12 protein-coding genes are annotated in these 13841 nt (G+C 42.6%); 2 read left to right on the top strand and 10 right to left on the bottom strand.

Annotated elements, in window-relative coordinates; genetic code table 11:
- Nucleotides 1–82: 82 nt before the first annotated feature.
- The 8 genes from ACHUFQ_RS14065 to fadR all read right to left on the bottom strand — a co-directional run bounded on the left by ACHUFQ_RS14065 (nucleotide 83) and on the right by fadR (nucleotide 9140).
- Entirely contained in the window at nucleotides 83–550 is a 468-nt protein-coding gene (locus ACHUFQ_RS14065; protein WP_394176477.1) for a hypothetical protein, read from the bottom strand.
- 126 nt (nucleotides 551–676) lie between these two features.
- Nucleotides 677–1225, bottom strand: coding sequence for a hypothetical protein (locus tag ACHUFQ_RS14060; RefSeq protein ID WP_394176476.1), 549 nt, complete (start codon nucleotides 1223–1225; stop codon nucleotides 677–679).
- Nucleotides 1226–1335: 110 nt separating this feature from the next.
- The gene (locus ACHUFQ_RS14055) at nucleotides 1336–1806 is read right to left on the bottom strand and encodes a hypothetical protein (RefSeq protein WP_394176475.1); all 471 of its coding nucleotides are present in this window, start codon (nucleotides 1804–1806) and stop codon (nucleotides 1336–1338) included.
- Nucleotides 1807–4037: 2231 nt separating this feature from the next.
- Nucleotides 4038–6188, bottom strand: a complete 2151-nt coding sequence (locus tag ACHUFQ_RS14050; RefSeq protein ID WP_394176474.1) for a TonB-dependent receptor plug domain-containing protein — start codon at nucleotides 6186–6188, stop codon at nucleotides 4038–4040.
- A 402-nt stretch (nucleotides 6189–6590) separates the two neighbouring features.
- Nucleotides 6591–7022, bottom strand: coding sequence for a hypothetical protein (locus ACHUFQ_RS14045; protein WP_394176473.1), 432 nt, complete (start codon nucleotides 7020–7022; stop codon nucleotides 6591–6593).
- Nucleotides 7023–7171: 149 nt separating this feature from the next.
- Nucleotides 7172–7777, bottom strand: a complete 606-nt coding sequence (locus ACHUFQ_RS14040) for a peroxiredoxin (protein WP_394176472.1) — start codon at nucleotides 7775–7777, stop codon at nucleotides 7172–7174.
- A 106-nt stretch (nucleotides 7778–7883) separates the two neighbouring features.
- Nucleotides 7884–8213: a Grx4 family monothiol glutaredoxin gene (locus ACHUFQ_RS14035; RefSeq protein ID WP_394176471.1), complete on the bottom strand. Its 330-nt coding sequence runs from the start codon at nucleotides 8211–8213 to the stop codon at nucleotides 7884–7886.
- A 216-nt stretch (nucleotides 8214–8429) separates the two neighbouring features.
- Complete coding sequence (gene fadR / locus ACHUFQ_RS14030) at nucleotides 8430–9140, bottom strand: fatty acid metabolism transcriptional regulator FadR (protein WP_394176470.1); 711 nt, start codon at nucleotides 9138–9140, stop codon at nucleotides 8430–8432.
- Nucleotides 9141–9593: 453 nt separating this feature from the next.
- Here fadR and nhaB point away from each other — a divergent pair, with 453 nt between their 5' ends.
- Together nhaB and dsbB are read left to right on the top strand one after the other, a co-directional pair.
- Nucleotides 9594–11180 carry a sodium/proton antiporter NhaB gene (gene nhaB, locus ACHUFQ_RS14025; RefSeq protein ID WP_394176469.1) on the top strand — a complete coding sequence of 529 codons (1587 nt, stop codon included), beginning with the start codon at nucleotides 9594–9596 and terminating at the stop codon, nucleotides 11178–11180.
- A gap of 16 nt (nucleotides 11181–11196) precedes the next feature.
- The gene (gene dsbB, locus ACHUFQ_RS14020) at nucleotides 11197–11727 is read left to right on the top strand and encodes a disulfide bond formation protein DsbB (RefSeq protein WP_394176468.1); all 531 of its coding nucleotides are present in this window, start codon (nucleotides 11197–11199) and stop codon (nucleotides 11725–11727) included.
- A gap of 66 nt (nucleotides 11728–11793) precedes the next feature.
- Here the strand turns inward: dsbB and ACHUFQ_RS14015 are convergent, their stop codons facing one another.
- Together ACHUFQ_RS14015 and ACHUFQ_RS14010 are read right to left on the bottom strand one after the other, a co-directional pair.
- On the bottom strand, nucleotides 11794–12102 hold the full coding sequence (locus tag ACHUFQ_RS14015) for a DUF2845 domain-containing protein (protein WP_394176467.1): 309 nt from the start codon (nucleotides 12100–12102) through the stop codon (nucleotides 11794–11796).
- Between the two features lie 352 nt (nucleotides 12103–12454).
- Nucleotides 12455–13828: an SLC13 family permease gene (locus ACHUFQ_RS14010; RefSeq protein WP_394176466.1), complete on the bottom strand. Its 1374-nt coding sequence runs from the start codon at nucleotides 13826–13828 to the stop codon at nucleotides 12455–12457.
- Between the last annotated feature and the right edge of the window lie 13 nt (nucleotides 13829–13841).

Genomic DNA, 13841 nt, shown 5'->3' with positions numbered 1-13841 from the left:
TTCCATGCTTAGAGATGGGGTGATGTGGGAAGCGCCAAAAGCTCAAAATTAACTATTGACGCCATAGTCTCTTGTTATGTTTCTAGTTGTCGAGTTTGCTCTTTCTCCATAGCGAAAGCACGAGCATGAGGCTGAATAGCAGCATAAATGGTAGATTAATGAGCGCCCCTGGAGCATCACCAACCGTTTCTATTGGTTTGTAGGCACCTATGTAAAATGCTCTCATTCCGTATTCAATAACACCAAGGAAATACATCAGAGGTATTAACGCTTTGTATCGTAAACAAACTACTAGATAAATAAAGCCTATAACTAATTGTGATAACCCCCAAAGCGCAAATATACCGATTACTGTAGAAGATGCTTCAGAAGAGTATGTATCTAGGGGTATGGTGGCAATCGATTGCGCCCCACCATCTGCTGCAAACAAGTGATGCTGACTACGCCACAACGTAATAGCGGTCAATAAATAGAAAAACCAAAGTGCTACTTTATTACCAGCATAGGTATTATCGATTTTTTTGGGTAAAAACGACCTATAATCCAACATGTTACATCCTATGACTGATAAATTGATTGAAACATAACGCCCTGTTAACAGGCAAAATATAGTTGGCTAAAATTAAGCGACGAAGGAGCAAAAGCCAACTGTATTTTGTCCTTGTTGAACAGCTTGTTATGTTTTTAAGACTCTAGCTATCCAGCTAAATATACCTGATTTATCATTCTCAGTTGTGTCAGGTTTCATCAACTCTTCTTTAAATTTTGCAGGTGTAACTTTTACCCCATGAACAATAGGTTCTTTATCGTTAAGATGAAGAAATAATCGGCCGATTACAGTTCTATTGTTACCGGAAGAAATATAATAATCACCATCAATTTCATAAAAAGACCAATGATATTTCTCTTCGTTGTTTAAATAATATTGTGGGTTATTATCTAAATCTTTTACGTTTCCGTAGGCACGCTTTAATGGTTGGCAATTTATTTGGACGTTATTAACAAAATCTCCACCTAGAGTACCTGGAATTGGTTTCAATTCGCCCCATGTTTTCCCACAATAATCTGGATGTGTTGTGCCAACAACCTTGGACAGATTCACACTACCTACAGAAGGTATTCCAACTTCTATTTTGTGCGTATCCAACTCACTTAAAACATCTGTGGCAAACGGTAAGTCTTGTAAGTTGATATCTTCTATTCTGGTATTTAATTTGATAGTCACACGAATCCTAAGGAAATCATAACGCTTTGCTAAGCGGCAATAAATTAGCTGGCTAAAATTAGCGAGGAACGAGCAAAAGCCAGCTATTTTTTGTCCGTTTAAGCAACTTGTTATGAGCGTTTTAATAGGGCTTTAACTGCATCAGAATACTCAAAGCCTAGCTTTGTTGAAGGAGTCTCTGGCTCCGCATTTAGCTCACCTCCAGCAAGAAGAAGGTGTGCTTTCAAGGCAGCTAGCTCAACAGTTGGTTCTGGCGAGGGCTCGTCAAAAACCTCATCTATCAATCGTTTGCGAATACGAAATAGCGCTTCTGCTTCTTTGATGGTCAACTCGACTTTCTGAGTCTTACCGATATAATTTAATGCCCAGAAAATAATGGAAAAAATACCTAACACAGCTGCAGATACAGCAAATGGTGCAGCTTTAACCAACTCCAAAATATCAACATTCTTATCTGAAATAGCGACTGAAAAAATTATCGTATAGATAAGCATGAAGAGAATTAGAAATATAATAGCCGCAGGATTTCTAAATAAATTTGCATAAATAGATAATGCTATAGGTTTTGTAATGTCACTCATTATTAAATCCTTTGAAATTGAGTATTCACGCTCACGGTGCGGTTCATAAGCTCATAACGCCCGCCTAAACGGCGGAAAATGCTTGGCTATAATGTTTGTCGAACGTAGCCAAGCGTTTTACGTCCGATTTTAAGGCACTTGTTATATTTCAACTTTTTGGGAATTTACGCTGCCCCATTCTATGCGCAATTTTCGACTTCCGCTATCCCGATTTCTATACGCAATGTCTGGATATTTACGCTTGAATATATACGTTCGCAGGGAATTGATGTGCGGAGTGAGTTTACTTATGTTCCTACGCCATTCCCTGACGTTTCAACCATTCCTGGTTTCTGCGAAAAATCGCTGGTGGTAAATATAACGCCCGCCTAAACGGCGGAAAATGCTTGGCTATAATGTTTATCGAACGTAGCCAAGCGTTTTACGTCCGATTTTAAGGCACTTGTTATATTTCCACTTTTTTGGAATTTACGCTGCCCTATTCGATGTACTATTTTTGACTTCCGCTATCTCGATTTTTATACGCTATATCGGAAGGTTTACGCTGAATATTTACGTTGCCTGGGAATTGATGTGCGAAGTGAGTTTACTTACTTTCCTGCGCCATTCCCTGACATTTCAACCATTCCTGGTTTCTACGATAAATCGCTGGTGGTAAATATAACGCCCGCCTAAACGGCGGAAAATGCTTGGCTATAATATTCACCGAACGTAGCCAAGCGTTTTACGCCCGATTTTGAGGCACTTGTTAGGAAAGCCAGCGTCATTGTCGATTGCAACTTTCTCTTTGCCAACACTTTACTCATAAATTTGCGCTGAGAAAAGATATACGATCTTTCATTTCATACGCTCGATTTATTTACTTATGAAACTATACGCTGCCTGGAAGTTGATGTGCTGGATTGATATTTATCTGAAAAAACACTCTTCCCTAATGTTACCGCTTCCCTTGAATTTGTACACGGGTGATCAGTCTTCCTAACGCCCGCCTAAACGGCGGAAAATGCTTGGCTATAATGTTTATCAAACGTAGCCAAGCGTTTTACGTCCGATTTTAAGGCACTTGTTAGGAAAGCCAGCGTCATTGTCGACTGCAACTTACTCTTTGCCAACACTTTACTCATAAACTTGCGCTGAGAAAAGATATACGATCTTTCATTTCATACGCTCGATTTATTTACTTATGAAACTATACGCTGCCTGGAAGTTGATGTGCTGGATTGATATTAATCTGAAAAAACACTCTTCCCTGATGTTACCGCTTCCCTTAAATTTGTACACGGAAGATCAGTCTTCCTAACAGCTTATTATGTAGACAGCATGGTAATTCCCGTCTACGAACGTCATCATAAACTACCAGAAACATTCACAAATTCAAGCCATTAAAAACATATTTCCCGTCACCTAACGGTCAGCCTCCTAACCCTCGAATATTACTGAGCGGTCTATGGTAATACCCCTAGTAACCCAAGCATTTTGGCGTAAATACAAACCGTTAGAGGTTTTTAATGTGTCTTAACGGGGATTTACGATGACGTCTTAGTAAATCAAAATCTTTATTTTTCGATTACTGAGCCAGCATGGTAATTTTTTGCCGTTAACAACATTTGATAATTAATTCAGAATGTTAGGGGAATACATATTGATGTATTGCCGTAATTACTGAGACGTATTGGTAAACGCGGGTGTGCTGTAAGACTTAGTGAGCCGGCGTCGTAATACCAATCACATTAAGTTTGTGCACAACTCAGAGTTAGGGCAGAGGTTCAGTTACAACATAGCTTTCATTGATATAGTCATTCTATATTAATGAAATATAGGGCCGTAAATGGGCCTCTGGTTAACTCCCTACGGGTGAGTTTTAAAGGCGTTTACCCTGCGTTACTGATTTAGGCCGATTTTGAGATAATGGAATAACCATTCTCTGCAATCAAAGCCTTGTCTAAAAGCCTTTAAATTCTCACTGAGTGAGCAATAATTTAAATTGATTGGTATAAGTCTGTACAATTGACATTAATAGATCTTGCTTTTTAATTTAACATCAATGGGTTATTGGATAAGTGATAGGTTTTAAGCAGGAATTACTGAGCTGGCATGGTAATTCGGTTTTACGTAAAGTTTTATGGTTTAAATTGAGTAATACCAATCACGTATCTCGATTCGGTATTACTGAGAAGTATCAGTAATACCGTAAGGTGTAGAAACCCCTTTTATTTCTACTCGAAGGGGGTTTAATCACCAAATTGTATCCGGACACCACCATTCACAGTAAAGCCATCATTACGTGACCAAATATCTGTGGTCCAGGTGCCGCTTGGTGCCTGTTGCGGCAGTACCAAAGGGTGAACCTTGGTTTGACGAACGTTTAACAGGTTTTCAGCATTTAGAAACCAGCTAACTTGGCCGATAGTGATTTGCCCTAATAGCCCTAAGTGCCAATAGGGCTTGCCTTCGCTAAGATACGGGTTGTTTTCCAATCTTTGAGTGCCGGTGTAATAGGCTTCAAAGCCAAGTAGCCCTTTACCGTGTTGCTCCCACATGATAACGCCGCCGGCAGAATGTTTAGGCGTTAAGGCAATCGGAGTACGGTCGAAACCGCCCTCGCCCGGCTTGCTGGAATCGGTATATAAATAACTGCCGGTAAACTTCACATCGTGCCAACGATAACGAACTAACAGTTCAGCGCCGCGAATGCGGCTTACACCCGGTGCGTTGATTAGTCGAACCTGCTTATCGTTTACCACTGTAACTGGGTCAATAACGGCTGGGTCAATAATGGCTGGGTCAATAACGTCTAATTCGGTAACGCCATCAATATTCGAACCAAACAAGGTCAATCCGGTTTCGATACTGCCATAGGTATATGTGGCATCGATGGATGCGGTAGTCGCCTCTTCCGCGTCGATATCTTCAATCGGTGCAAGACGTGATAGACCGACCGCTTCGATGTCTTCAACAAATGGCGTTGGCGCGAAATAACCTTTCCCGTACGAGCCGCGAAGCGTCCAGTTTCCTGGGTTGTATAGCATAGAAACCCTTGGACTAAATTGAGTACCATATTCACTGTGCCAATCGGCACGGGCACTGACCGAGGCAGAAATATCGTCAGTGAGTGCATGATCAACTTGGGAGAATACCCCTGGAACTTGGTAAGAATAATTAAATGTTGGAAAAGAGGCAGAATCGAACACCTCTGACTGAAAGGCAACGCCAACCACCCAATCGGTATTGTCGTTGTATCCGGAAAAACTGGACTCCAGCAGATAGTTTTCATGTGCATCGTTTTCAAACACTAAACCGTAACGGTGTTCATCCTGCTGTTGCATTGCCGAACCACGTAGGCTGAGTGTCATCGCATCTGAGAAAGTTTGATCAAACACAAATCCTAAATCATGACGCTGAGTATTAAGAGTCTGCATAAACTCAGTGCCATCGGGCACGGTCTGATCCGGTAAGGTGCCACCGGTTCGGTCTTCGTTCATAACCCCAAGCGTCACATACAAATTAGCGCCATTATCTGAATGCCAATATAAACGTGGTCTGGCGGTAACTCTTTCATAGCCGGCGAGATCAATCCAGCCATCATCATCGAGATCTTTATTGGCCTGATGATGAGCGCCGGCAGTAAGTGACGCGCTAAACTCATCGTTTAATGGGCTGGCAAAATAACCCGTTAAGTCCTGACCATCTTTTGAGGTCAGGTTTAATAACATTTCTCCTTCAAATTCGTCGGATGGTTGACGAGAAATGAGATTGATCACCCCACCAAGTGCGGAACCGCCATAAAGTGAAGACGCGGAGCCTTTAATGATTTCAACATTAGCGAGATCCGTTGGTGGAATTTGTAATAAACCAATGGACGATGCCTGACCACCGAATAACGGCAATCCATCGCTTAATAGTTGAGTGTAACGACCATATAATCCTTGCAGGCGAATATTGGCGCTACCTAATGCCGGTGATGTGGTTTGTACACGAACGCCGCCGGTTTCGGCGACTAACATGGAAATATTGCCCGGACGCATTAACGCTTTTTCCTGAATTTCTTCGCCATTTATCACTTCGATCCGCATCGGCGCATCGCTGACTATTCGCCCCAAACGTGTCGCCCTGACCTGAATTCTTTCAATCGATTCGCTGTGATGATCGCCATGATGCTCTTCTTCATGGTGCTCGTCTTGATGATGTTCTTCTTCGTCTCGATGGTGGGTCGTCTCGTTGCTGTCGTGAGAGCGTTGCTCAATAGGTGTATGTGCTGTATTTGCTGTTTGTGCAGGTTCCGCACTCACCGCGGCATTGTCATTGGCATATGACTGGGAGATAACTAGCAAGGAAACAAGACTCACGGCGGTGAGTTTTTGGGTAAGAGGAAAATCAGGCATTAGGTATTAGTGTTATAAGTGATGAAAAAACAAGGCAATGTAACCTATCTTATCGCTGAACACTATCTTCATTTGGAGAACGGCAGGTTTTTCGTGCGGGACGCTGGCAATAATGTCATCAGCGATAATCGGAAAATTGAGTTACCCCCCTATAAACCAAGGTATAAGGTGTCTCACCTGTCGGCATGATGCTTATACCAATATTGAGTTTGTGCACAACTCAGAGTTAGGGCCGTAAATGGGCCACTCACTAACTCCCTATGGGTGAGTTTTAAAGGTGTTTATCCTGCGTTACTGATTTTGACTGATTTTAAAAATGGAATAACCATTCTCTGCAATCAAAGCCTTGCCTAAAAGCGTTTAAATTCTCACTGAGTGAGCAATAATTTAATGTGATTGGTATTAATGTCTTATGGTTCGTCGTTGCATGGTTCGTCGCTGCATGGTTCGTCGCTGCATGGTTTTCAGCCATTGCATCAGTGCAATCCATTCGCGAATTGCCAGAATCATCGCAAATAACGCGATAGCAACAGCAAGGTTTTCCGGGAAATAGCGCACCGACTCGAGTATCGATAGCAAACTAATCGCCAGCACCATCAACCGGGTTTTATAACGAAACGAACAGCGATGCATTCGCAATGCGATTGCCGAGCGTTTCCCCCGTTTGCTGTCATTGACGATGCGCTGCATGCTATTTAGGCATAGCAGAAAAAACAGACTTAATGCCAGGATGCCTAAGGCATGGTACATGAATTCAGTGGAAGAGATAATGAGATAGGAACCCGACAGCATTAGTGCTATCGCGAAGAATTGTTCCCGACTGGTAGAAAACATTGCAGTTCGTCCTTGAAAAGCGGTAAATCGAAAGTGTCTTCTTTAAGTCTAGTCGGTAAATAATAATTCGTATGACGGTATTAAAAATAAATTTTAGCCATAAAAAAAGCTGCCTACAGGCAGCTTTTTGAGCACAACAAGCAACTAAATTATAAGTTGTCAGCGTTGCTTGAAAGGTAAGATGCTACGCCATCAGCGGATGCAGTCATACCTTCATCGCCTTTGTTCCAACCCGCCGGACATACTTCACCGTGGTCTGAGTGGAATTGAAGAGCGTCGATCATACGTAGCATTTCATCAATGTTACGGCCAAGAGGTAGATCGTTCACAACCTGGTGACGAACATTACCTTCTTCATCGATAAGGAAAGAACCACGGAACGCCACGCCAGCTTCTGGATGCTCTACGTCATATGCCTGACAGATTTCGTGCTTAACGTCAGCAACTAGTGGGTATTTAACCGGACCAATACCACCTTCGTTAACTGGAGTGTTACGCCATGCATTGTGACTGAATTGAGAATCGATAGAAACACCAATAACCTCAACACCACGGCTTTGGAACTCTTCAAAGCGCTTGTCAAAAGCAATTAGCTCAGACGGACAAACGAAAGTGAAGTCTAGCGGGTAGAAGAAAATTACCGCTTTCTTACCTTTGATGGTTTCACTAAGGTTGAAGTTATCTACGATTTCGCCGTTACCTAGTACAGCTGCAGCAGTGAAATCAGGAGCAGGACGACCTACTAATACACTCATGTTGTTCTCCATTTATTAACACATAGTTGTTTTAAAAGCGTGCATTGACAAAACGAATGGCCAATGCGGTATCGAGTGGCTAAACCACTCGATTTAAATAATTAGATTACTCTTGTGATTGCTTGGCAGCCACTTCTTTGATGAGTGGTTGCAATTCGCCTTGTTGGTACATTTCCATGATGATGTCACAACCACCAATCAGCTCACCCTCAACCCATAACTGTGGGAATGTTGGCCAGTTAGCATAACCAGGCAACTCGGCGCGGATATCGGGGTTTTGCAGGATATCAACGTAGGCAAATTTTTCGCCACAGGCCATAAGTGCTTGTGAAGCTTGTGATGAAAAGCCACAACTTGGAAGCTTAGGTGAGCCCTTCATAAAGATGAGAATTGGGTTCTCGGCAATCTGTTGTTTGATCTTTTCAATGGTTTCCATAAAATCCTCAAAATTTGCTAACTAGATAAATAAAAAAACCCGAGTAGTTTACTTGGTTTTTCAATGAATACCAATGCCTATCAGATTAGATATAGATGGTATTACGGAAGATATTATTCAAGGGTTTATTGAAAAAATAATTTAACCCATATATTGCGGGCAAAAATAAACCCTGATCAACAGGGTTTATTTATGAAATATTGAAAGGTCGTGCAATTAACGCGCTAATTCCCGCAACACGTCTTCTTTGAGTTTGTACCAGACTTTACCGGATTCAACACCGTAGGTACGAACCACCTGTACCGATTCATTGAAATGACCATTTTCTGCCACGGCAATGAGTTCCTGATAAAATTTCAGACTGAGCTTGCGGGCATCTTCATGGGCAAAATACAATCCACCTAGGCGAGAATATAGGTTTTTAAAGCCATTTAGAACCAGCACATAAATAGGGTTCGATGATGCCAGAGCTAAATCATGATGCAGTTGGTAATCGTTCTGTGCGAATTCTTCACCATCGCATTCCGTTTCCAGACATTTATTGACCAGTTCAACGACTTTTTCGGGATTGTTTTTCACCGCGGCACGAATAAAAATGGCACTTAAGTTGGTTCTGGCTGATAACAGATTTTCAACCAAATCCGGAATACCTTCCTGATCCAATTCCGCCAGAGTGCTTAAGATATTTAGCCCACACGTTTCCCAAAAATCGTTAACTTTGGTGGGTTTACCGTGTTGGATGGTTAACCAACCATCTCGGGCCAGGCGTTGTAACACTTCACGTAATGTCGTTCTTGTTACGCCGATTAATTCAGACAACTCGCGTTCAGCCGGCAATATTGAACCGGGAGGAAAGCCACCATTCCAGATGGATTCAACGATATACTGCTCTGCAAACCCGGCAGGACTTTGTGCTTTTATGATCATTTAAAATTCCGTATAACTTACGTAAAGCGAATACTAACTTGCTGTATATAAACTGATTGTACCAGAAGATGTCAAGAGCTTGTTGAATGAATAAATAAATGAAAACAAAACCTGCTCAAATAAACAGCAAACATTAACCAGTTTATTACATTTTCACGAAAATCCCCGTATTTTCGCCCCAAGTACGCGGCATATTTTTGTATATCAGGGCACCAGGTACAAGGCCGTCGGGCCCGGAAACCTCCGGCATTTTGCCTTTGTCATGGTAACTCTGGCTTTATTTAGTATTTTATGGTTTTTTTTGGCAGTTAATTTGTATTTTAGCCAACTAATCGATGATATTATCACGGCCGCAATCACTTGTTCGCTAAACAAGTAAAAAATAATGATTAATTCTTGGTGAGCTCAAGTCCATCAACAACAATTAGAGTCGTTCTTTAAGGTAAGTTATTAATGCAGCAATCATTTGCCCACGCTTTGTATCGAAATTTTCTCGGGCAAGCGCCAAAATGGTACAAAGTAACAATTATAGGTTTCTTAGTACTTAATCCTCTACTGTTCTTTTACGTATCTCCATATGTCGCCGGTTGGGCCTTGGTCCTGGAATTCATTTTTACCCTTGCGATGGCATTGAAATGTTATCCATTGCAACCCGGCGGTTTATTGGCCATTCAAGCGGTGGCAATAGGCATGACTACCCCAAACCAGGTGTATCATGAACTCAGTGTAAATATGGAAGTGTTGTTACTTTTGATTTTCATGGTGGCTGGTATTTATTTTATGAAGAGCCTGCTGCTTTTCTTATTTACCAAAATCCTAACTAAGGTACGTTCCAAAATAGCCGTATCGTTGCTGTTCTGTTTTTCCAGCGCGCTACTATCGGCATTTCTTGATGCACTAACAGTTATCGCCGTTATCATTAGTGTCTCGGTAGGCTTTTATACGGTGTACCATAAAGTTGCATCCGGTAAAGTCATCCACAACGATCATGACCATACCGAAGATCACAACTTACCAGAATACTCACGCCAGGATTTACAACAATTCAGAGCCTATTTACGTAACCTTATGATGCATGCTGGTGTAGGTACCGCACTTGGCGGCGTAATGACGATAGTCGGTGAGCCACAAAACCTGATTATCGGTCAGCAAGCCGGTTGGCAATTTTTAGAGTTCGCCATTCGTATGTCACCGGTAACGATTCCGGTATTTTTCTTCGGCCTACTCACCTGCTTTTTGGTGGAAAAATTCAAGGTTTTTAGTTACGGCGTCGAATTACCGGAAAATGTGCGTACTATTTTGGTTGAATTTGACCAACAAGAAACCAAGCGCAGAACCCATCTGGACAATGCCAAATTAGTGGTGCAAGGTGTTATCGCAATTTGGTTGGTGGTCGCACTTGCCTTACATTTGGCTGCTGTCGGGCTTATTGGTCTTACGGTTATTATTTTAGCCACATCGTTTACCGGTGTGATTGAAGAACACCAGATTGGTCATGCATTTGAAGAAGCCTTACCATTTACCGCTTTGCTTGCGGTATTTTTCGCAGTCGTTGCGGTCATCATCGATCAACAATTATTTACGCCGGTTATCAATTGGGTGTTGACCTTCGAGGGAGATTTGCAGCTTGTCATGTTCTATCTGGCAAATGGTGTGCTTTCTATGGTGAGTGATAATGTGTTTGTCGGCACGGTATATATTACGGAAGTGAAAAAGGCACTGCTTGCTGGTCAAATTACCCGTGACCAATTTGATATGTTAGCGGTGGCTATCAATACAGGTACCAACCTGCCTTCGGTTGCGACACCAAATGGCCAGGCGGCATTCCTGTTCCTGTTAACTTCTGCGTTGGCACCATTGATTCGTCTTTCTTATGGTCGTATGGTTTATATGGCATTACCTTATACCGTGGTATTAACTTTGGTTGGTTTTATCATGATTTATTCAGGGATCTTAGTTGAATACACCCAGATGTTTTACGATATGGGGATTATTCATCATGGAACCACAACACCATTAGCGGAACCAAACGGACACTAATCAGGGACACAAGCCTATGTTCAATGCGTTAAATCAATGGGTACTAAACACTAAATCCTGGTGGCTACTAGCTCTATCAGCACTGGTACTAGAGCTCACCGCTCTGTATTTTCAGTACGGCATGGGCCTCGAACCCTGCATTATGTGCATCTACCAACGTGTAGCTATTATCGGCGTTATGTTTGCTGGCATTATCGGAGCCTTGGGTAACAAAGCCTTTATTGGCAGAGCGTTAGCGTTTTCGATATGGGGCGTGAGTGCGATTTGGGGACTGTTAATCGCCATCGAACACGTTGAGATGCAATCTAATGCTGGCTCCCTGTTCTTCAGCTGCGACATCGTGCCTAATTTTCCGCAGTGGTTACCATTACACGAGTGGATACCGGCGCTGTTCGAAGCAACCGGAGATTGTGGTGAGATCAGCTGGTCGTTTCTAGGCTACTCAATGCCGCAGTGGATGATTGTGGTTTACGGTGTTTACAGCGCACTGTTCGCGGTGTTTTTACTGAGCCACCTGATAAGCTTAGTTAGCCGAAACAAAGCTTAAAAGTATCGCTTACCGATACAAAAAAGGAGCCCTAAGGCTCCTTTTTTATATTCAATCTTTCCCAAATTATGGATTCTTTTCGATAAGCGTCAGCTTGCCTTCTTCAAAGGTAAAAATAGTCAATGGTTCGCTTTCACTCGTTGAGAAGCGATAAACCATGCGCTCTACCTTTCTTTCATCCAAAGCCGATATCACTTCACGATCCAAAGGAGTACCGCAGCGGTCGACAACTTCGAATTTATCCATTTTCAGCTTGGCAATGCCACCGGAGCAACGAACGGCTTTAATTTGCGCAGCTTCCGCTACTGACATCATTGTTAGCGATGAAACAGATAACATTGCTGTTAAAAGAGCATATTTAGCGTGTAACTTCATAATATTCCCCCATAAATCAAAATACCAATTCCAATAAGTGTTTTCCCACTCAGTGATAATTTAAAGGCTTTTAGACAAAGCTTTGATTACAGAGAATGGTCGTTCCGATGTCAAAATCAGCCAAAATCAGTAACGCAGGATAAACGCCTTTAAAACTCACCCATAGGGAGTTTATCAGTGGCCCATTTACTGCCCTAGATTCCATTAATATAGAGTGGCTATATCAATGAAATCTATGTTGTTAATGAACCCCTGCCCTAACTCTGAGTCGTGCAAAAATTTAACGGAATTGGTATAGAGATACACTAGCAGCTTTACCAACAATCAGGCAATAGAAAACTTTTCGTAGCTTCTAGACCAAAATCCAGTAACAGCACAAGGCAACAATACAGGAAACCAGTAAACTCAATACTGCGCCCTCTTTCACCATATCCAGTATCTCCACCTGCTTGGTACCAAATGCAATGGCATTTGGCGCCGTCGCAACCGGCAACATGAAGGCACAACTGGCACAGATTGCCGCAGGGATCATTAACACTTCGGGAGGCAGACCTGTGGCAATTGCTGCCGACGCCAATATTGGCATCAATAAGGTCGCCGTTGCGGTATTGGAGGTAATTTCGGTGAGATAAGTAACCGATAAACAGATACAAAGTAAGGTCAGTAAAATCGGAAGATTCGCCAATTCAACCAAGCCAGAGGCCAGTAAATCGCTTAAGCCCGATGCGACAAAGGCTTTGGCGATAGCAATGCCACCAGCAAACAATAACAACATGCCCCACGGAATCGTTTTCGCCGTTTCCCAGTCCAGTAATCGCGAGCCTTTACCATTAGGGATCATCGCCATAATAACCACAGCGGCAAGCGCAATCGTACTATCACCTACCTGAGGTAAATCCAACAAACCACTCCAACCACCAAAGGGTTCTTTGCGAGTGATCCAGGCCAAAGCCGTCAACCCAAATACCGCTAATGTGCGTTTTTCTTCGGTGCGCCATTTACCTGGCTGGGGCATTTCAATCTTCTCATCCAATGTTACGTTGCGGGTTAGCCACAATCCCATAATAGGAATGGAGATAAGAACGACAGGTACACCAATTTTCATCCACTCAATAAAACCGAACTCGGTTTGAGTGAACTGTTCATAAATGCCCATAAAGATAACGTTTGGCGGTGTACCAATTAACGTACCAACCCCACCAACACTCGCCGCATAGGCAATACCGAGGATTAAGGCGATTTTCAGTTGGCGATTTTCGATATGAGATAGCACCGCTAACGCCATAGGTAACATGATAAGCACAGTGGCGGTATTGGATATCCACATACTGAGAATTGCCGTGGCCAACATAAAGCCGATAACCAGACGACGGCCGCTGGAAACACCTACCAGGTTTACCATGTAAACGGCCAAACGCTCATGAACATTACTTTTCTCGAGAGCTTTTGAGAGCATGAAAGCGCCCATCAATAACAAAATTACATGGCTTCCAAGAGCGCTAGCTGCTTGTTTATGATCAAGAATGCCAAACAGAGGAAATAGCGCAAATGGAAGTAGACTGGTAACCGGTATCGGCAACACTTCCGTTACCCAAAAAATAACAATCAATAAGGTTAAGGCTATGGTCAGGGCGGGCTCACTTGCCATCTCAAGCTGTAGCAAACCAAAATAGCAGGCAACACAAACAAGTGGCGCAAATAGTGTTATCAGAGTGTTCTTTGTCATTATTATTTTTATC

This window comes from Thalassotalea litorea (assembly GCF_043642205.1).
Lineage (GTDB): Bacteria > Pseudomonadota > Gammaproteobacteria > Enterobacterales > Alteromonadaceae > Thalassotalea_A > Thalassotalea_A litorea.
The sequence above is the reverse complement of the archived record's forward strand: the minus strand, read 5'-3'. Positions and strand labels throughout refer to the sequence as shown.